The organism is Streptomyces sp. NPDC036764, from assembly GCF_055609385.1.
This window is the reverse complement of the sequence record NZ_JBVJPT010000001.1, coordinates 2,212,280-2,231,049: the sequence shown is the minus strand read 5'-3', so window position 1 is coordinate 2,231,049 and position 18,770 is coordinate 2,212,280. Positions and strand designations below refer to the sequence as shown.

General features: G+C 70.1%; 14 protein-coding genes and 2 pseudogenes. 8 read left to right on the top strand and 8 right to left on the bottom strand.

The window, feature by feature from the left end:
* Positions 1-9 precede the first annotated feature (9 nt).
* The 4 genes from ACZ69Q_RS09110 to ACZ69Q_RS09095 all read right to left on the bottom strand — a co-directional run bounded on the left by ACZ69Q_RS09110 (position 10) and on the right by ACZ69Q_RS09095 (position 6,908).
* A complete protein-coding gene (locus ACZ69Q_RS09110) occupies positions 10-1,758 on the bottom strand; it encodes a hypothetical protein (protein WP_471038814.1) in 1,749 nt (582 codons plus the stop codon).
* 7 nt (positions 1,759-1,765) lie between these two features.
* Complete coding sequence (locus ACZ69Q_RS09105; RefSeq protein WP_471038812.1) at positions 1,766-4,462, bottom strand: hypothetical protein; 2,697 nt, start codon at positions 4,460-4,462, stop codon at positions 1,766-1,768.
* A 210-nt stretch (positions 4,463-4,672) separates the two neighbouring features.
* A complete protein-coding gene (locus tag ACZ69Q_RS09100) occupies positions 4,673-6,175 on the bottom strand; it encodes a HEAT repeat domain-containing protein (protein ID WP_471038810.1) in 1,503 nt (500 codons plus the stop codon).
* 238 nt (positions 6,176-6,413) lie between these two features.
* The gene (locus tag ACZ69Q_RS09095) at positions 6,414-6,908 is read right to left on the bottom strand and encodes a PaaI family thioesterase (RefSeq protein WP_471038807.1); all 495 of its coding nucleotides are present in this window, start codon (positions 6,906-6,908) and stop codon (positions 6,414-6,416) included.
* 90 nt (positions 6,909-6,998) lie between these two features.
* On the opposite strand from ACZ69Q_RS09095, the gene ACZ69Q_RS09090 reads away from it, so the two are divergent.
* On the top strand, positions 6,999-7,463 hold the full coding sequence (locus ACZ69Q_RS09090; protein ID WP_471038805.1) for a winged helix-turn-helix transcriptional regulator: 465 nt from the start codon (positions 6,999-7,001) through the stop codon (positions 7,461-7,463).
* A gap of 253 nt (positions 7,464-7,716) precedes the next feature.
* Positions 7,717-8,847, top strand: a complete 1,131-nt coding sequence (locus ACZ69Q_RS09085) for an FAD-dependent oxidoreductase (RefSeq protein ID WP_471038803.1) — start codon at positions 7,717-7,719, stop codon at positions 8,845-8,847.
* A 130-nt stretch (positions 8,848-8,977) separates the two neighbouring features.
* Here ACZ69Q_RS09085 and ACZ69Q_RS09080 read toward each other — a convergent pair whose 3' ends face one another.
* Both ACZ69Q_RS09080 and ACZ69Q_RS09075 read right to left on the bottom strand, forming a co-directional pair.
* On the bottom strand, positions 8,978-9,799 hold the full coding sequence (locus ACZ69Q_RS09080) for a class I SAM-dependent methyltransferase (protein ID WP_471038800.1): 822 nt from the start codon (positions 9,797-9,799) through the stop codon (positions 8,978-8,980).
* A 227-nt stretch (positions 9,800-10,026) separates the two neighbouring features.
* Positions 10,027-10,551, bottom strand: coding sequence for a MepB family protein (locus tag ACZ69Q_RS09075; RefSeq protein WP_471038797.1), 525 nt, complete (start codon positions 10,549-10,551; stop codon positions 10,027-10,029).
* Positions 10,552-10,797: 246 nt separating this feature from the next.
* Between ACZ69Q_RS09075 and ACZ69Q_RS09070 the strand changes: the two genes are divergently transcribed.
* From ACZ69Q_RS09070 to ACZ69Q_RS09060, 3 genes are all read left to right on the top strand, one after another.
* Complete coding sequence (locus ACZ69Q_RS09070) at positions 10,798-12,150, top strand: HEAT repeat domain-containing protein (RefSeq protein ID WP_471038792.1); 1,353 nt, start codon at positions 10,798-10,800, stop codon at positions 12,148-12,150.
* A 259-nt stretch (positions 12,151-12,409) separates the two neighbouring features.
* Positions 12,410-12,937 (top strand): DUF1062 domain-containing protein, encoded by a 528-nt coding sequence (locus tag ACZ69Q_RS09065; RefSeq protein ID WP_471038788.1) that lies wholly within the window; start codon positions 12,410-12,412, stop codon positions 12,935-12,937.
* A gap of 154 nt (positions 12,938-13,091) precedes the next feature.
* The gene (locus ACZ69Q_RS09060; RefSeq protein ID WP_471038785.1) at positions 13,092-15,293 is read left to right on the top strand and encodes an FG-GAP repeat domain-containing protein; all 2,202 of its coding nucleotides are present in this window, start codon (positions 13,092-13,094) and stop codon (positions 15,291-15,293) included.
* A gap of 111 nt (positions 15,294-15,404) precedes the next feature.
* Here the strand turns inward: ACZ69Q_RS09060 and ACZ69Q_RS09055 are convergent.
* A pseudogene (locus ACZ69Q_RS09055) lies at positions 15,405-16,018 on the bottom strand (transcriptional regulator); the annotation flags it as partial.
* A gap of 121 nt (positions 16,019-16,139) precedes the next feature.
* Positions 16,140-16,229: pseudogene (locus tag ACZ69Q_RS09050) on the bottom strand (TetR/AcrR family transcriptional regulator); the annotation flags it as partial.
* A gap of 139 nt (positions 16,230-16,368) precedes the next feature.
* On the opposite strand from ACZ69Q_RS09050, the gene ACZ69Q_RS09045 reads away from it, so the two are divergent.
* From ACZ69Q_RS09045 to ACZ69Q_RS09035, 3 genes are all read left to right on the top strand, one after another.
* Entirely contained in the window at positions 16,369-17,271 is a 903-nt protein-coding gene (locus tag ACZ69Q_RS09045; RefSeq protein WP_471038780.1) for a hypothetical protein, read from the top strand.
* Positions 17,272-17,437: 166 nt separating this feature from the next.
* Positions 17,438-18,304 (top strand): DUF1206 domain-containing protein, encoded by an 867-nt coding sequence (locus ACZ69Q_RS09040; RefSeq protein ID WP_471038776.1) that lies wholly within the window; start codon positions 17,438-17,440, stop codon positions 18,302-18,304.
* Between the two features lie 28 nt (positions 18,305-18,332).
* Positions 18,333-18,764, top strand: coding sequence for a hypothetical protein (locus tag ACZ69Q_RS09035; RefSeq protein ID WP_471038773.1), 432 nt, complete (start codon positions 18,333-18,335; stop codon positions 18,762-18,764).
* The last annotated feature ends 6 nt before the right edge of the window (positions 18,765-18,770 follow it).

The following is an 18,770-nucleotide window of genomic DNA, read 5'->3' as shown; positions in this document are numbered from 1 at the left end:
GGATCACGGTCACGGCCCCATGGTCGCCTCCATGAAGCCGACCGAGTCCTCGTGCTGCGGGTCGCCGGTCAGCCGCTCCCCCGCGAAGACCGCGAACTGATGCCACCAGTCGGCCATCTGACCGCGCGGGAACATCTCCGGCCGCCAGGGCTTCGCGTCCTCGAACACGTACTCGGCCCAGGGGTTCTCGGAGTTGGGTGGTGGCCGGTAGTAGCCCGCCGCGCGGGGCAGCACGGTGATCTCGGCGCCGGTGCCCCTGATCGCGCCGACCAGGTCCGCGCCAGGCGGCCCGCCCATGTCGTACGGACTCCACACCACGCGCGCTTGGAAGGCGCGCCCGCGTTCCCGCGCGGTGGCCCTCAGCCGGTCCGCGCCCCGGGCCCGGAACCCGTTGGGGTCCATCGCGATCACACGGCCGACCCGCTGCCGGTTGCCGGGGTCGCTCAGCACGCCCCACAGAGCCTCGCCCCCGCTGCTGTAGCCGCCGACCCAGATGTCGGGGGCGAGACGCAGAGTGCCGGTGACGGAGGCGCCGGGGCCCGTCTGCGACGGCACCGGAAAGACGGTGCCGTCCCGCTGCGCCAACTGCTGGCCCGGTCCGCCGAGCGCGCCGCAGCTCCACAGCAGGCGCAGGGCGGTGGCCGCCCGGTCGGCCAGCCGGGGTCCGGTGGCGCCGCCGTAGCTTCCCGCGGACGACAGCGGCAGGAACAGCACGCGCAGCGTCCGGGTCTCCTTCAGCAGCCGGGGCGCCGAGCGGTCCAGCGCGGCGTCCATGCCGCAGGGCAGGTACGCGTGGCTGTTGAGCGGCAGTTCGCGGTTGAGGGCGTGGTCCAGCAGCTCGTGCAGGTCCGGCAGGTCGCCGATCGCCGCCTGCTGCGTCCTCGTCCGTCCTGAGAGCAGGTACCGGCACAGGGTGCGCATGCCGCGGACGGCGTGCTTCGGGTCGGTGATCCCCGCGGCACCGTCCTGGGCGTACGGATACGAGCCGGCCACGGGTCGGAAGAAGACGTACCCGCCGACCGTGGTGCCGTCGGGTGGCGCCGGTGGCCCGCCGGGGTCGCTGTTGCCGCCCGCGGCGCGCGGCACGCTGGCGAACCAGAGCAGGGGTGCGGTGCGGGTGTTGGCCAGCACCCGCAGCCTGCCCGGCCGCTCGGTGAGGTGCGGTGAGAGGTACCAGGGGTTGAAGCCGTTCTCGCGGTTCTTCGGACAGGTTCTGAAGTGCAGTTGCCACCAGAGGTCGGTGAGGTCGAGGAATTCGGTGTCGATGTCGAGGACGCCGGCCTGGGCCGGCACGGTGAGCAGCGGATGGCAGCCCAGGAACCGGCGGATGCCGCTCCGCACCCACGACGGCACGTGCTGGGTGACCTCGTCGCCGTTGCCGCGCTTGTCGGTCAGCAGGGTGCGGGCGGGCACCGCGTACGCGTCCGGAACGGCACGGTTGCCTGCGATCCGCAGCCGCTGGAGCACCGTCAGCGCCTCGGCCTGCTTCCCTGCGATCCGCGGGGTGACGGTGAAGGAGAGCCGCAGGTGCTCCGTCGCCCGGGGTACCTCGAAGGCGGCCTCCCGGTCGGAGGCGGTGCGCAGCAGACAGGCCAGCCCGTTCGCCGGGTCGGTCCAGTCCTCGACCTCCTCTCGCGAGGTGAGGGCGTGCAGGGCGAGCTCGACCGAGCCGTCCGCCGCTCCCCCGAACGATCGTCTACGGAGCAGGAAGTGCTCCTTCTCGCCGGGAGGCCGCCAGCGAATGGTGAGCGGGCTCATCCCGCGCTCACCGCTGTTGTCCCGTGCGCGGGTCGTACTCGACCTCCACCGCGACCACCTGGTCCGTCGGCAGCACCTCGGTCCACTGGTCGAACACCTGGTACGGCTCGGCGGGTCGGAAGCCACCGTCGAGCGGGTCGAAGCCGGTCTCGAAGACCGTCTCGGTGGCCAGGGTGGTGGCGATGTCGGTGTTCTTGCGCTGGAGTTCGGCGGCGAGCAGTTCCAGCACCTGGCCGATCGTCTTGTCCCGGTACTCGTCCGGGTCCCCGGTCTGCCAGGTGTACGGCTTGTCCAGTGCGGCCTCGCCCTCCACGTGCGCCTCCTGGAGCCAGCCGAGCGCGGCCGGCTCGTGGCCCGGGCGGATCGGAAGGACTGCCTTGACCCAGGCGGAGTTGAGAAACTCATTGCGGCGCTCGTCGCCGTCGATCTGCACCAGCCAGCCGAGCGAACTGCCCACCGGGGCGGGCTGGCTGTCCTCGGTGAGGGGGTAGTTGACCCGCCACTCCAGCGCCTCGTCCGGAACCGGACCGACGGCGTTGGGCGGGTTGTTCACGGCGGTGTGGGAGTAGTGGCCGGAGATCGTGGCGCCTTGCAGCGGCTCGTCCCCGGGGGTCGGCTCCCAGTTGTGCTTCGGCACCGGATGCCGGCCGAGCGACTTCTCGCCGGTCGGGGCAGTGCCCGGCCGCCAGTAGTCCGGAGCCACGAAGTACAGCATCCGGTCCACGTCGAACATCTGCCGGATCAACTCGGCGGTGAGCTGCGGGTTGTGGCCGTCGTAGAGGTCGAGTTGGGCGATCAGCCGCTCGAAGACGCAGTAGCGCTCCTCCTTGCGCAGGTCCCCGGCGGGCCGCCGGCGCAGACCGCTGACCGTCTCGACGCGTTTGCGCACGGCCTCGACGTACGCGGTCCGCTGGAGCCTGTCCACCTCCGTGCGGTACTCCGCCACCGCCCGGTCGTAGGTCTCCTGCCCGGGGTGGACCGACGGCGGCTTCCACATGATCCGCACGGACAGTGAGACGAAGTTGCCGCCGGCGAAGTTCACCAGCTCGGTCCGGATCTGGTACCTGCCGCCGGCCAGGTCCACGATCTTGCACTTGCCGAGGTACTTGGTGCCGCTGCCGTTGCTCGCCTTGGCCTCCACCACCCGGATCGGTTCCGGCTGCGAGGTGTCGATGGTCCAGCCCGGCCCGGGCGGGACGGCGGTGTAGTCGAAGTGCGCGACCAGGTACTCGTCCGAATGGCCGTGTGACAGGTGGTCCTCGCCTTCGACGTAGAACCAGTCCTGGTCGAGGTGGGGGCCGTTCGAGCCGATCCGCTGAGCGGGATAGATCTCGGTGACCGTGGTGGTGGTCGGGACGAGCGGTTCCAGCGGCTCGGGCTTCTTCAGCCCCGTCAGATCAGGGGCCGCCACCACATCGACCAGCTCGCCGAGCCCCAGGGCGAGGCCAGGGTCCAGGACGTGGACCTGCCAGCTCAGTTGGATGCCGATGTGCTGGATCTGGATGCCGACCTTGCGCATCTTGCGGCGCAGTTCGTAGTTGACCAGTTGGTCGGTGGTGTTCTGGACGACGTACCGGCGGCTGGAGGTGTCCGTCGTCTCGGTCACCGTCTTGAAGGTCGTCTTGAAGTTCCGGGTGATCTCGCTGCTCACCTTGGAGCTCTGCGCCCGGGTGTGCTTGTGCGTGACCTCGGATGAGGAGTGCGTGGTGTTCTTCGTGCTGTAGCTGGTGCTCACGTCGGCCTGCGCGATGCCCACGTAGTTCGCCCCGGCGCTGGCGGTCACACCGAGCGAGGTCTCGTTGGCGTTGTCCTCCTTGACCGCGTCGGCGACGTCCGTCTGCTCGGTCAGCGACTCCTCGGTCTTCCGGGTGCTCTCCTCGGACTGCTCGGCGGTCCGCTCCACCAGGGTGCGGCGGGTGGACGACTCCACGACCTCGACCGTGCCGCCCGGGCTCAGCCAGAGATGGCCCACGGGCGCGCCCAGGAAGGTGTCGAACTCGAAGAAGTACTGGCGGAACAGGTTCACCAGCCCCACCGGCGACAGGATCCCCTCGGTGGGCGGCTTCGGCAGCGTCGCGAGTTCCGGCCGGAGCAGTGCCCGGGCGTCGGCCCCGCTGAACAGCTCACGCGGGGCCGGCGCGCCCGCGCCGGCGGCCAGCAGGCGGGCACCGGAGTAGCTGAGCCAGCCGGGCAGCGGCTGGTAGACGCCGAACAGCTCGCTCGCGTACGGGAAGGTGCCGGCGAAGTCGCTCACCGGCCGCCCTGCACCGGCCGTGCGGGCCGCGGGCGCGGGCAGCGTATGGGTGTTCTCGGCCGGGCCGCCCGGCCGCGTCGAGAACGGGACCACCACCCAGGGCCGGTTCTGCACCTGTGTCACTACGAAGAGCTCACGCTCGACCTGTGCGGGCGGCGCGAGGAAGGCCAGCGTCAGGGCTCCGGAGACACTGGTGACCGTCCGGCCCACATACAGCCGTCCGGCACCGCTGTCCGACTCCAGGAAAGTGCCCGCCAGTTCGGGGACCTGGGGGAAGAGCCGCGGATCCCGTACCCCGCAGTCGGCGGGCAACGCGATCGCCACCCGCTGCCCCGGTAACAGATCGCCCGCCCCGCCTCCTTGCACGGTGTACGTCCACAGTTGGTACCAGGTCCGAACTCCGGGCGCCGTCACTGCCGTACGCCCCGTGAACGTGACTGTGAGTGTCATGTGAGCCTCCCGATGCAAGCCTCGCAAGGGGTCGGCTACGGGACCATCACCCTCAAGGCTGGAGCGGGCGGCGCCCCGCGTGTTCCGCGGGCGGGAGTGGGGAGAAGTGGCGCTGGCGGGTGAGAGGTGGTGAGACCGCTGCTCCTACGCTGAGTTGGTCGGCCCGGCCGCGGTCCGGTCCAAGCACGGCTGCCTGCGCGGCAGCCGCACTCACGACGAGCAGGAGCGGCACTCGTCCAGTGCTCGAAGCGCCTCGTCGGCCACCGCGCGGGTCTGTGCCTGCGAGGCGTCCGTGGCGAGGGCGGTGAGCCGGGCGCGCAGCCGCTGTTCGTCCTGCGGGAGTCTGCCGGTGGTCACCACCCAGTGGGCCAGCCCCTCCGCGGCATGGTGGCGGACCGTCTCGTCCGGGTCGTCCAGGGCGCGGACGAAGCGCGCCAGGTCCTGCCCGGTGTGCTCGTCGGTGGCGTTGTGCGTGTCGAGGAGCGAGAGCGCGGCGGCGCGGACATCGGCCGAAGGGGTCCGGTCCGCGATCCGCCGGAGCCCGGGCAGGGCCTCCGCCAGGCCGATGAGGGCGTTGTGCGTCTGCCAGACCGTGTTCGGGTCGGCGGCGAGATGGGCCACCAACGTCCGTGCCACGGAACGGCGTTCCCAGGGGCGTAGCCCTTCGGCCACCAGCGCGTCCAGGCCCTCCACCGCGCCCGCGCGCACATCGCCGCAGGGGTCGTCCAGGAGCGGAAGCAGCAGCCACACGGCGTCCCAACGTCCCGCCTGCCCGATGGCCTTGGCGGCGGCCGCGCGCGTACGGCCGGGCAGTGCGGGGTCGGTGACGGCCGTGCGCAGCGCGTGGGCGGCCGCCCGAGTTCCCGTGGCTCCCAGCGCGGCCGCCGCTGAGGACCCCGCGGTGGCATCGGTGAGCCATCGGACCGCCGGCCCGGTCACCCGTTCGTCGCCCCGTCCAGCGAGTCGCCCAAGCAACAACTCCGCGACATCGGCGTCCTTTTCGGCCTCCAGGGCTTCGGCCAAGGCGTCCTGGGTTCGCGCATCCTCCACGTCGATCAGTCGCCGGGCCGCGGTGGTCCGCACCTGGGGGGACTCGTCACGCAACCCCCTGACGAGTGAATCGAGGACGCGGACCACCCATTGCCTCGGGAGCATTTCGAGAGCGCGCACGCGTGCGTCTGCCGCGCCCTGCTCCGCAGTACGGACCAGTTCCGCACTGACGGCCGGGTCGTCCCGCAGGCTGTGCACCAGGCTGCGGGCGCGTCCCCACACGGCTCCTTCCGGGTCGCCCAGCAGTGCCACGAGGCCGCGCGCATCACCTGGCGTGCCCAGGGCCCGCAGGCCGTCCAGCGCGTTGATCCGGAGGTGATGGTCCGGGTCGCGCAGTAGGCGCGAGTACGCGTTCACGACCGCCGGGCCGTCGAGGCCGAGCCGGATCGCGGCGCGTGAGGCCCTGCGCCGTACCCACGGATCCTCGTCGCCCATCAGGCCGGGCAGGACCGCACGGCCCGCCTCGGCCACCCCGAGTCGGCCCAGTCCACCGGCCGCGGCCTCACGCACCTCGGGCGCCGGGTCGTCCGCCGATCCGACGAGCACCCATGCGTGCTCGTGCCCCCCGGTCCGACCCAGCCCCTTGGCCGCCGCCGCGCGCCGCCAAGGATCGCCGTCCTGCAACTCCCGTAGGAAGAAGGCAATTTGTTGCTGCGATCCCATGAACACCCCGGTGAGTCAGACCAGCGACCGGGCCGGAGGTTGTACTGGGGCGCGGCGCCCGCCGACAGGTCGAACGCGTCGAGGCGAAAGCGTCGAAGGGCCGGCGTCGACTTCCTGCGGGCGCCGACATGCTGTTCAGCCCAGCTCCGGGGCAGCTACGACGGTGACGCACGGGAGTCCCCGGCCCCCAACCTCGGAGGCCGGCACGGGACCCGGCTCGGTCGTGCGGTTGCCGTTCTCAGCTTGCCGTGACAGGGAAGAGCATGCAGCTACTGGTGGCATGGGCGAGCAAACGGTCCTCGGAATCGAGCAGTTCGGCCTGCGCCAGAGCCGTACGGCGGCCGTGGTTGAGCACCGTGCCGATCGCACGGACCTTGCCGGTGTCGACGGTGATCTGACGCAGGAACTTCACGCTCAGGTCCAGCGAGGTGTACCCCATGCCGGCCGGAAGAACGGACTGCACGGCACAGCCCGCCGCCGAGTCCAGGAGTGTGGCGTAGACGCCGCCGTGGACGCTGCCGATGGGGTTGTAGTGCTCCTCCCCCGGCGCCAGGGCGAAGACGGCGTGACCGAATTCGACCTGCTCAAGGGTGAAACCGAGGGTCGCGGCGATGGGCGCGGCGGGCAGACGTCCGCTCAGCACGCCGCGCAGGAATTCGAGGCCGCTCTCCTGACCGACGTCGGCCGCGGAAATGCTCGGATCCTGCCACTCGTACGTGCGTGACCTCGTCATGTGCCTCTTCCTCCCCGGCTGGCTTCGATAATCGAAGTTAGTCACACGGACGGCTGGCTGTCAATGGCGAAGCCAGCCTACGATGACACCATGACCTGGCTTGAGACGAGCACCGAGAACTGCACGGTCCAGCGCACCCTCGACCTGGTCGGCGAGAAGTGGTCGCTGCTGGTGATGCGTGACGCCATGAACGGCGTGCGCCGCTTCCACGACTTCCACCGGCACGTGGGACTGTCGGAGGCGGTGCTGGCGGACCGGCTGCGCAAGCTGGTCGCCGCCGGACTCCTGGACACCGTCCCGTACCGCGAGGAGGGCCGTCGCACTCGTCACGAGTACCGGATCACGCGGAAGGGCTGGGATCTGTGGCCGGTGATGATCGCCCTGAAGCAGTGGGGCGACCGCTACGTGGCGGACCCTGAGGGGCCACCCCTTGAGGTGCGTCACCGTGACTGCGGTGAACCGGTGGAGGCGATCGTCGTCTGCACCGGCGATCACGGGCCCCTCGACCCACGGCAGGCATACACGCGGCCTGGTTCCTCGGCACGCGCCTTGTGACCGTCGACGAGGAAGGCCCCGCTCTTCGCTTAGTGTCCGCCGGCGCCGCCCGTGCTCGCGGCGCCCGCGACGATGCAGCAGACGGCGACACCTCGAAGAGCCGATGCGCCTCTCCCGTGTGGGCCGTCTGTCGAGGCTGTCGGTTGTCTGTCGGGGCTGTCGGTCGGATGTCGGTGGCTCGTCGGCACGGCTTGGCACCTTTCAGGGACGGCCGCCGGAGCACACCGGGGGCCCGATTCCGAAGGAGCCCACCATGCACACCCATGTCACGATCGTCGGAGCCGGCCTCGGCGGACTCACCCTCGCCCGTGTCCTGCACGTCCAGGGAATCCCTTCCACGGTCTACGAGTCCGATCCCTCCCCGTCGGCGCGCATGCAGGGTGGAATGCTCGACATCCACGACTACAACGGGCAGCTCGCCCTGGAGGCGGCGGGTCTGATGGACGCGTTCCACGCCATCGTCCTCGAGGGCCGCCAGGCGATGCGCGTCCTCGACCGGGACGGGACCGTTCTGCACGAGGAAGCCGACGACGGCACGGGCGGACGCCCGGAGGTGATGCGTGGCGAGCTGCGACAAATACTGATCGACTCGCTTCCGGCCGACACCGTCCGGTGGGGACAGAAGGTCACCGACACCCGTGCCCTCGGCGAAGGGCGCCACGAGGTTGCCTTCGCCGACGGCACCACCGTCGTCACCGATCTACTCGTCGGCGCTGACGGTGCGTGGTCACGGGTACGGCCGCTGCTCTCCGGCGTCACACCCGAGTACGCCGGCACGTCGGCGGTGGAGACCTATCTCTACGAGGCGGACACCCGGCATCCCGTCGCCGCGAAGGCGGTAGGCGGTGGGTCGATGATCGCGCCCTCGCCGGGCAAGGACCTCTTCGCTCATCGGGAGAGCGGCGACACCCTGCACACCTACGCGATCCTGGCCAAGCCGCAGGACTGGTTCGACGCGATCGACTTCACCGATCCCGCCTCGTCGACCGCGAGGATCGCGGCGGAGTTCGCCGACTGGGCACCTGAGCTCACCGCACTGATCACCGACAGCGACACCGCGCCGGTCCTGCGCCGTCACTACGCCCTGCCGGCCGAGCACCGGTGGGACCGGGTCCCCGGTGTGACGCTGCTCGGCGACGCCGCCCACCTCGCCGTCCCGAACGGCGAGGGCGCCAACCTTGCCATGCTCGACGGCGCCGACCTCGGCAAGGCGATAGCCGCGCACCCCGAGGACATCGAGGCCGCGCTCGCCGAGTACGAGCAGGTCATGTTCCCCCGCAGCGCCGAGGTCGCCATGTTTGAAGGGGCCGAGATCATGCGCATCGACTCCGACGACAACACCGCCCAGGGCCTGATCGACATGTTCGCCAAGAAGGGCCAATGACATACCAAAGGCCCGAACTGGGGCTCGGCTGAGCGCCCTCGCCCGAGGGCCTGCCGGACGGCACCCACCGAGCCGAACACCGTACTGAACGTCCTGACCGCACGCCCTGAACGGGCTGCCCCGAGTGGAGTCAGCGCGGGGCAGCCTCCTGCGGTTTCCAGCCCCAGGAGGTGAGCATGCCTCCGGACAGCGCGGCGCACTCGTCGGAATCGAGGTAGCGGACCGCCGAGTCGACGCCCGCATCGTCGAGCAGCCGGGTGGCGACCATCGCCGCCCGGCTGCGCTCCCATGTGTCCGCCCAGAAGCGGCTGATGGGACTTCCCGGCACCAGCGGGGGCACATGGATCTCGGCGGCGACGGACACAAGCCCGGCCGCACGCAACAGCCGCGGGTAGGACGGCACCCAGGAGACGTCGGTGCCGATGGTGGCCCGCAGCCCCTCCCACATCGCCCGCATGGCCTTGGTGTACGGCGTGCTGGGCGTCCGGTCGCTCGTCAGGTCGACCGCGTCGCTCAGCACCAGCACACCGCCCGGCGCCACGACCTCGGCCAGCGCGCCGATCAGGCTGTCGCGCTCGGGCAGATGCATGAGCACGAAGCGCGCGTGAACGAGGTCGAACCGGCCACGGACGAAATCCGGGGCGGTGATGTCGGCCTCCAGCACCTCGAGCCCGGGCCGCTCGCTGAGGAACCGCACGTCGCGGTCCACAGCGAGCACGCTCTCGACCCCGGCCTCGTCCAGCAGCCGGCGCGAGACCGTGCCCGTGCCGGCACCGACATCGAGGCAACGCCATCCCGGACCTGCCCCGAGTGCCCGCAGCCTCGACATGGTGATGTCGTCGTAGGCAAGGGCCCCGAAGTCGATCCGCTCGCCCTCGCCCGCCTGTTCGGGACGGAAGACGGCCTCGCCATAGCGGCCGCCGCCCGGCGTGTCCCCCCGCGAAGCGGCCATCACGGGGCCGCCGACGTGACGCCGCGGGCATCGTCAAGCCCGAGAAACCGGTACAACGGGTCGTCGAGGAGTTTCATGGCCGTACCTCTTCACACCGCGGGGCGTTGCCGGGCGGCCCGTTCCAAGGCCGCCGCCCGACCGATCCTCCACCGGCCGGCGTCCCCACGACCGAGGCGCGCCGAGCCTGAGCCAATCGGGCCAGGGCCGCCCTAGGGGCGCCCACGCACCTACGGATGGTAGAGAGCGTGGGCACGTGCCGCGTCAACGCGCTTGGCGTCCCCGAGATTCAGGAAGTGCTGTACCTGCCACGCCTGGGAGCTGCTTGCCTGACGACTGGTCGTGGTCACCCACGGCGGGTAGACGCGGAAGCCTCGTTTGCCGCCGGAGCCGCTCCGGGACATGATGCCGCGCCGGCACAACACCTCTCGCGGGAACACGAACTGCCCGAAGCGGCCGCTGTCCCGGCTGCTGATGACGATGAGATCAACCCCGTCCTCGGCATCGAACGGCCGGATCGGGCCGTCCGCGGACCGCTTCCACACGGTGACGAACTGACCCGCCTTCGTCGGGGTCGTCTTGGCCACGCGAAACCTGACCGACAGGCCGTCCAGCGTGAACCCATGAGCCGAATACTCGGCGCTCTCCGGTTCGGGCACGGGTTGCGAGCAAGCAAAGCCACTCGGGTCGTACACCAGTACCTTCGCCGCGAGCAAGTCTCCTTGAACCCCTGACCAGGGCTGATTCACCACCATCCGCATATCCTGCCATCGCGCCCGCCACGGTGATCTGCGCCATCTCGCAGCCCCTGTTGTCGAGGAGGACACCGACTGAACCGACCGTCGATCGGCCTCCTCCACGTGCGCCGAGTGCGACAGACCTCGCAGGCAGGCGGCCGCCCATCAGCACCGCTCGCCTGGAGTACCTGATCCCGCGGCTTTCCCGGCGGGTTGCGGCCTCCACGCGGCAGGATGGCACTGTAGTTCGGATCAAGGGGGGACATGAGCGAGGTCGGGCTCGACGATCGGCTCGGATCGGCGGTTCGGGCGGGGGACGCCGAGGCCGTGCGGGATCTGCTGGACAAGGGCGCGAATCCGGACGCGCTGGACGCGAATGGACTGCCGGTGCTGTGCGTGGCGGTGGCGTCGTACGACGCGCCGGTCGCCGAGGCGTTGGTGGAGGGTGGCTCGGATCCCGACCGGGTGCTGCCGGACGGGAGCACGCCGCTGTGGCGAGCCGTCGAGGGCGGTTCCGCGGCCGTCTTCTCGGCGGTGCTGGGCAAGGAGCCTCGGCTGCGGCTCTCGGAGGCCGCCCGCGAACGGCTGCTCGCCTTGGCCCGGAGTTGGTACGAGACGGGCGCGGCCGAGGAACTGCGACGCAGGACGGGCGCGACGGGTCCCGCCACGACGGTCCGGCTTCAGGACGGCGAATACGACTGGGTCGATCAGGTCTCGCTCGCCGGCCAGGTCGTGCGGGCTGGGCACGGCGCCATCCTGACCTCGCTGGAGTGGGCCTTCCGCGTTCTGACCCCGGTCGACGAGCTGATCGCCCGCGCTGTCGAGCAGCCGGACGAGCAGCATGTGAACTGGTCCACGGTCTGCTGGATCCTCACTCAGCGGCGCAGCTTCGAGACCTGGTCCGCCGTGGTGGACCATCGTCACAAGGAGGACCGGAAGTACCGTCGGTTCGTGGTGGATTACCTGCGAACACGAGGGTTCTTCGAAACCAGCCCCCACCACGTGCAGAACGACAGCGACCTCCTGGCCGCCTGGGCGGCCGAGGAAACGGACAGCGAGATACTCGCAAAAGTCCTCGACGCCTTCACCGAGCACGACCATCCAAGCCAGCAGGCCATCGGCCTTCGCCACGCCGGTCATCCCGACCCGCGCGTACGCCGCGAGGTGCCCAACACCCTCTGCGCGCAGGGCGTTCCCCGCACACCCGAGGCCCGAGCCGCACTGCTCGCCCTCATGCACGACGACCCGGACAGCGTGGTGCGCCTCAGGGCGTGCACGGCGAGCATGCCGGACGACATTCTCGTCCCGGAAGTCACCAGAACCCTGCTTGTGCTGGCCGAGGACGCGGATCCCGACGTGCGAGGTTCGGTCGCTGTGCAACTGGCCGCCTCCCCGGACCGTACGCCCGCGGTCGCCGACGCCTTGGCGGCGTTGCTAGACGAGGACAACCAACTCGTACGCCTCGAAGCCGCCTACGGTCTCGCCCTCCGTGACGACCCACGCACCGACGAGGCGATCGAGCGGGTGGGGCCACTCGGCCCCGGCTTCGAGCACGACCATCGCGCCAACGAGCTCTGGTGGTGGAGTCGGCGGAAGGCGAACCCGGACGGCGAGTGACGACGGGGCACCGCGAGCATTCGCCGTACTGCCGGACCAAAACCCGCGGTGCGGCGCTCGAAAATCAATGGAACAGCGCCCCTGCGCGCAGTTACCGTGCTGCCGACTCAAGTTGTCCAGGCAAGGACGTGCCGTTGTACACCGTTTGAGACCTCCCGAGCGCTGATTTGTCGCGCGTCGCGCATTCGCGCCGCGCTGCTTTTTGCTGCGGACTTCTCACTGAAACCGGTGTACTTCTGTGCTCAATAGCTGGGTGGTCATGCCCACCTGCCTGCCACTCGTCATCCGCAGTTGCCACGCCTGCGCGTCCGAGCGATTCCAGGCGAACGGCAAATTTCGCGTCAACGCGAACCACAAGCTCATCGACGCCTGGCTGCTCGTCCTCTGCACGGGTTGCGGGGACACGGCGAAGCTCACGGTCCTGGAGCGGATGAATGTGCGCTCCGTACGGCCCGAACTGCTGGACCGGATGCATGACAACGACCCTGGCCTGGCAGCCGAGTTGCTCCAGGATCCGGTCGTGCAGCGCCGTAGTCGCATCGCCCTCGACTGGGACAACGCCTGGCGTCTCGACACCGGCGGCTGGGATCACCTGGACCGCGAGGTGATCGACGTCTCGGTCCGCTTCGCGGCGCGGATCCCTGTCCGGCCGGTGCGACTGATCGCTCAAGGCTGCGGTCTTTCACGGGCCGAGGTCGAGAGTCTGATCACGGAAGGGAAGCTTGTGTCGGCAGTCCGGCTGAGCGGCAAGCTCTCCGGCGACTTCACCTTCACGCTCAAGCGCTGAGCCCTCCTCGAGTCCAGGGCCTGTCCGGCAACATCCGCCGGACAGGCCCTGGACGGAGCCAGACGATCTTGGCTGATATACGCTGCGCCTGGCTTGATCGAACAGTTCGGCGAATTCGTGTCAACGGATTCGCTCTGCCCGGGGGGGCATTCCCATGGCTACGCAGTCCCGCGCGGTGCTCGGCATCGCGCTCACTCCCGTCTTCGCCCTGGCGTCCACGGCCCCGGCCGCCGCCACCGGCACTACCGCAGCGGTCGCGGACACCGCCGCCACGGGTACTCCCGCAGCGGTCACGGACACCGCCGCCACGGCGGCCGGCACAGCGGCCACCTCGGCCACCCGTGCGCCGGGCCTGTGGGGCACCCGCACCCTGCACACCGCCAACCCCGACCCCGCCTCCGCCTCGGGCGGGATCAATGCGCTGGTGTCGGCCGGGGACGGCGCGCTCGTCTCCCTCACCGGCGACGGACTCTCCCGTTCCACCCGGATCCGGCCCGCCGGCAGCACCGGCTGGCTCGCCCCGCAGACCTGGGCGGACGCCGGCGGGTACAACACCGAGCTGGTCGCGCTCGGCGACGGCTCGGTGCGCCTTGCCTGGCGTGCCAAGCGCGCCGACGACCACAACGACTACTGGCTGAAGGTGGCCACCCTCAAGCCCGGCGCGAGCTCCTTCTCCGAGCCCGAGTACGTGGCCGCGGTCCCCGAGAAGGGCTACCACCACCTGGCGGCGGCGCCCGACGGCCGGCTGGTGGCCGTGTGGGCGGTCTCCGGCGTCGTGAAAGCCGTCGAGAAGACCGGCCCGCAGGCCGCGTGGAGCGCTCCGGCCGACCTCAACGCGCAGCCGCCGTCCGGCAGCCGGGACATCTCCAGCATGGACCTGGCGGTCGCCAAGGACGGCACGTCCCTGCTGGTGTGGCAGTGGCAGTCGAGCAAGGCCGTCGTCGCCCTGGAGAAGGCCCCCGCCGCGACCGCCTGGACCACGGTCCAGGGCTTCCCGGTCCCGGGCACGGACCTGGCGCGCCCGAAGGCGTTCGCCAGTCCGCAGGGCGGCTTCGACGTGTTCTACGACAACCTCGCGCACCTCATGCACACCCGCCGCGCTGCCGGCGCCACGCAGTGGAGCACCCCGCGTTCCGCCGCCAACTACGGCAGCACATCCGGGATGACGGCTCCCGTGTACCTGCCCAACGGCGACCTGTTCGTCGCGGGCGAGCCGGGCTACTCGACCGGCTCCTGGTACGCGCTGCGCTCGGCTGCCACCGGCGGCTGGCAGCCGTACACCCAGCTCTTCTCCACGCACAAGAAGGTGCGCGCGGTCCGCGCTGCCGCCACCTCGGGCGGCACGGTCACGGTGACGTGGCGGGAGGGCTATTCGTACGAGGAGTACACGATGGCCGCCGTCTTCAAGGGCGGCACCTGGTCCGCCCCGCGGCGGCTGAGCTCGACGAGCGCCCAGTTCGCCGGTGCGCCGCAGGTGGCCGCCGACGCGCTGGGCCGGCCCCTCGTGCTGTGGGACGAGTACCAGCGCTCCGAGACCAACAGCGCCGTTCTGAACGGCGTCTACCAGGCCACCACCAGCAGCCGCGCGCTGCCCAAGTGGCGCGATTACACGGACGACGGCAAGGCCGACCTGTTCGGCCGGGGCAGCAGTGGGCTGAAGGTGTACGCGGGCGACTCGACGAAGCTGTCGGCGGGGCAGCGCGCGAGTAGTTGGCCGACGGGCACGCTGGTGCTGCCGTTCGGCGACCTCGACGGCGACGGCTGCAATGACGTGTTCGTCCGCCGGCCGAGGGGCGAGGCCGACGTCTATCCGACGATCTGCGGCGGGCTGCCCGACCCGCAGTCGTTCCACGTGAAGGTCTCGTCGGACTGGAGCGCGTACGACGCGGTCCTCTCGTCCGCCGACTTGACGGGCGACGGCCGCGCCGACCTGCTGACCCGCTCCGCCTCGACCGGGAAGCTGTACCTGTACGCCAACAACGGCACCGGCGGTTTCAAGGCCCGTACGCTCGCCGGGTCCGGCTTCGGCGGCTACAAGAAGCTGATCGCCGCCGGGGACCTCGACGGCGACGGCAAGAACGACCTGCTCGGCATCGACGCGTCGAACGAACTGTGGCGGTTCCGAGGCACCGGCGCCGGCACCTTCCAGCCCCGGTCGCTGGTCTTCAAGGACTGGGGCACCTCCTACAAGGACGTGGTCGGCGGGCTCGACCTCTCCGGGGACGGCCGGGCCGACCTGATCTCCCTCGACAAGGACGGCCGCGCCTGGCTGAACCGGGGCAACGGCCAGGGCGGCTTCGCCAATCGGTCCCAGGTCGGCAAGGCCACCAACTGGTCGAGCATCCGCATCTCCTGACGGCGCGGAAGCACAGGCCACCCGGAACAACGGGGTCCCGGGTGGCCGACCACCTGGCCGCAACTGGCCGTCGATGAGCCCGAGTTCGCAGGTGGTCGTCATACGGCCGCTTCACAGTCCTGTGGCGGTGCCGATGGTGTAGACGTCCTTGATCTTCACCTCGGTGACGCCACGGTCCTCCGCGAACACCGCTCGCCAGTCGCCGATGACGTGGAGTTCGTCGGTGCCCATCGCCCGGACGACCATCAGGCCCTCGTCGTAGGCCCGATGCACCTTCCACCACAGGTTCGCGAACGCCTGGGAGCGGATGAGGTGCATCCAGTCGGTGCGGTACAGCTCCCGGTTGTAGTTCGACTCCCCCATCGTGGAGACGAACTTCGAGTACATCGCCTTGACGTACTCCAGCGTCACGTCGTCGCCTTCGGCGATCGCGCGGTCGCGGGCGTCCTTGAGGGTGATGCGGAACTTCTCCAGCAGGCCCTCGGTCGCCCCGGAGGTCCATGACTCGTGGATCTCGGGCGGATCGCACAGACCCTACTTCGGGCCCGAGATACGCAGCAGCAGGCGCAGGGTCGACTCCGTCACCCAGAGCAGGCCGGGCTCGTCCCGGCTGCAGATGGGGTTGGGCAGGTAGAGGACTGCTTGCGCAGCACGTCCGGCATCCACGGGTGAGCGACCACGTCGTACCGGCCGCCCATGCGGCTGTGGTCCAGCAGGGCCATCGCGATTCTTCCGGGAGAGACCACAAGCGCCACTCGGAGGAGTGACTCGGTCCGGGTCCTGTCGGCGAAGGCCGTCGAGGATGACGTTCATCAGAGGCCGGGCCCTCGGCTCCCGCTCCTCCCGCTCCAGCCGGCTGAGGCAGGCGACGAGCACGAGGACCCCGTGGGCGTCCACGTCCGTGCGGACGCAGCCGGCCGCCTGCCCGGCGTCCAGCAGGTTCGCCTTGTTGGGATCGGCATCCGCCGCGGTACCGTGATTCCGAGTGTTTGCGGTTGCCGCGTGCGCAATGCTTCAGGGTCCAGTCCTCAGGGTTTACGAGGTTCTCGTATGGCGCCAATCCGATTGAGTCACCGTGACTGACGCCGCCGCTCGCGCAGAGCAGCGGGTCGAGCTTGTGCGGAACAACACGGCTGGACGTCTCGCCCTTGCGCAGCATTTCTATGACGCTACGTCAGGACGCTTCCCTCGGTACGGGCATGCCGAATTGAGCTTCATGCGCTGGTCGGCCGCTCGCGGAGTGCTGGAGCCGGAGTCCTCTGATCCGGCCGGCAGCCCTTGGTGGCGCAGCGTGAACGCGATACTGCTCAGGGACAAGATCGAGGCCGGCCTCTTGACCGACAGCGCCTCCGGGGATGCCAGCAGCCACAGTGTTCAGTGCTGGATCGATTTCATTCGCGAACCCTCGCCGACTCGCTGGTACCGCGCGCATAACGCCAGCATTGTCGCGGGATATCTGAAGTATGAGGGCCTGGCGGCACAAGAACTCAAAGTAGAGCGATTCATGATGAACGTCGCGCTTCTTCGAGTTATCTATACGCATGCAATGCTGGCGAATCCGCGCCTCGCACTGGGGTGGCTCGGCTTCCCCGGCCCTCGGCTGGTGGATCCCCGGCACCGTAGCGTCAAGTTGTTCCTCGACCTCGCTCGGTCGTTCCCGAAGAACTACCCGGTGGCGGGATCCGTCGAGGAGGTCGTCTTCGCCGAACATCCCGTCGCCCGCATGCTCGACTACGGGCTCATCGCCCCACGGCTTCCTGCGCTCTACGAGTTCGCAGCCGAGGAGCTCGACGAGCCGCGACTGACATCCCTCCTTGACGACGGCGTTCCGGCCTATATGTGGTCGCACGCGGATCGTTCGGTCTGGTTCATCGGAAATACGGGACCACATCTTCGTGCCATCGCCCGGCTCACCGGAGTACGTCTGCGCTGGCCTCCCTCTCCGTACCCTCGCCGATCGCGGAAGGCCCGCGGTTGAGGCCCTACGGCTCCTTCAGCTCGGCTACGGCACCTTCGCCGGCCTTCAGGCAGGTTGCCGGATCGAGTCCGCCGTGGCAGTCCGGGGTGCGCCCTCGGGCCGCGCCTGCCGGCGGGCCGTGTATGCCGCGGCCGGGTCGGGGCATTCGGATTGCCGGGAGGTCTACATGGACACGGGTGGGTGGGCATGGACCGGGCGGTTCCGGGCCTGGCGGGTGGCTCGGGGTTCGGTCACGGACGCGGTGGCGCGGGGTTCGGTCACCGAGGGGGCGGCCCGGTCGGGCCTCGCCGCCCGGGGCGTGATCTATCTGCTCGTCGGTGCGCTGGCACTGCAGGTCGCCTTCGGCGACACGAACAAGCAGGCCGACCGGGGAGGGGCCCTGGAGGAGCTGGCTCAGCAGCCGTTCGGCGCCGTACTGCTGTGGGCGCTGGGTGTCGGACTCGTCGGCATGGCTCTGTGGCGACTGTCCGAGGCGCTCTTCGGTTCCGTCGGGAAGGACGGCCGCACCGCGCGCATGCGACTGCTGGCGGCCGGCCGCTTCGCGTGCTACGTCTTCGTCGCCTACTCCGTGCTGTCGTTCGCGGTGAACCGGAACGCCGACGGCGCGGGATCCAGCGACCAGCAGTCCCGTGACGCCACCGCCAGGGCCCTGGAGCTGCCCGCCGGCCAGTGGCTGGTCGGCGCGGCCGGGATCGGCGTCTTCGTGGGCGGCATCTGGATCGGCGTATGGGCGGTCCTGCGCAAATACCACGACGACCTTGACCTCGGGCGGATGAGCCGGCGGACGCGGCGGCTCGTGGATGTCACCGGCGTGGTCGGCGGTGCCGCCCGAGGGCTGGTGTTCGCGGCCGTCGGCGCCTTCGCCGTCCGCGCGGCCGTCGACTACCAGCCCGACCGGGCCAAGGGCCTCGACGACACCCTGCGTACCTTCGCCGACACCCCGCTCGGCCCATCGCTGCTGGTCTGCGTCGCGGCCGGGCTGATGCTGTTCGGCATGTTCTCCTTCGCCATGGCGCGCCGGCAGCACGTCTGATCCGCGTCCGACGGGGAACACGGGGTGGATGAGCGAATACGAGGTTCCGCAAGGCGACGGCCAGCCCGTGGAGGTGTACCTGGACCTCCTGCGTATCCGGATGGACACAGAGGACTACCGGCTCCTGCTGCGTGTGGTGGAACCGGTCCTCAAGGCGATCGACGAGGAACGTCTCTCCACCCTCGACTTCGCGCTCGATTCGGACGGCGACGACCTGCCCCAGGAGGTCCGTGACGAGGCCGCTCTCGTCATCGCCACCGCTGTCACGGGCCGCCTCGACAACGAACTGGTGGAGATCGACGTCGATGACACCGGCCCGGTGAGGATCGTCACCGACGCGACCACCGCCTCCGACCCCGACCGTCTCGACGAGATCGCCGACTACATCAGGGAACGGCACCGGCAGACGGAGGAACTGCGGGGCATCGCCGAGGTGAGCGGGTTGCCCACAGATTTCTGAGTTGCA

What these genes read in the sequence shown, in the direction of transcription:
- ACZ69Q_RS09100 (WP_471038810.1), bottom strand. Translation starts at nt 6,175, where the DNA reads ATGGGATCGCAGCAACAAATTGCCTTCTTCCTACGGGAGTTGCAGGAC.
- ACZ69Q_RS09085 (WP_471038803.1), top strand. Translation starts at nt 7,717, where the DNA reads ATGCACACCCATGTCACGATCGTCGGAGCCGGCCTCGGCGGACTCACC.
- ACZ69Q_RS09110 (WP_471038814.1), bottom strand. Translation starts at nt 1,758, where the DNA reads ATGAGCCCGCTCACCATTCGCTGGCGGCCTCCCGGCGAGAAGGAGCAC.
- ACZ69Q_RS09065 (WP_471038788.1), top strand. Translation starts at nt 12,410, where the DNA reads ATGCCCACCTGCCTGCCACTCGTCATCCGCAGTTGCCACGCCTGCGCG.
- ACZ69Q_RS09040 (WP_471038776.1), top strand. Translation starts at nt 17,438, where the DNA reads ATGGACACGGGTGGGTGGGCATGGACCGGGCGGTTCCGGGCCTGGCGG.
- ACZ69Q_RS09090 (WP_471038805.1), top strand. Translation starts at nt 6,999, where the DNA reads ATGACCTGGCTTGAGACGAGCACCGAGAACTGCACGGTCCAGCGCACC.
- ACZ69Q_RS09060 (WP_471038785.1), top strand. Translation starts at nt 13,092, where the DNA reads ATGGCTACGCAGTCCCGCGCGGTGCTCGGCATCGCGCTCACTCCCGTC.
- ACZ69Q_RS09035 (WP_471038773.1), top strand. Translation starts at nt 18,333, where the DNA reads ATGAGCGAATACGAGGTTCCGCAAGGCGACGGCCAGCCCGTGGAGGTG.
- ACZ69Q_RS09080 (WP_471038800.1), bottom strand. Translation starts at nt 9,799, where the DNA reads ATGGCCGCTTCGCGGGGGGACACGCCGGGCGGCGGCCGCTATGGCGAG.
- ACZ69Q_RS09070 (WP_471038792.1), top strand. Translation starts at nt 10,798, where the DNA reads ATGAGCGAGGTCGGGCTCGACGATCGGCTCGGATCGGCGGTTCGGGCG.
- ACZ69Q_RS09105 (WP_471038812.1), bottom strand. Translation starts at nt 4,462, where the DNA reads ATGACACTCACAGTCACGTTCACGGGGCGTACGGCAGTGACGGCGCCC.
- ACZ69Q_RS09075 (WP_471038797.1), bottom strand. Translation starts at nt 10,551, where the DNA reads ATGGTGGTGAATCAGCCCTGGTCAGGGGTTCAAGGAGACTTGCTCGCG.
- ACZ69Q_RS09095 (WP_471038807.1), bottom strand. Translation starts at nt 6,908, where the DNA reads ATGACGAGGTCACGCACGTACGAGTGGCAGGATCCGAGCATTTCCGCG.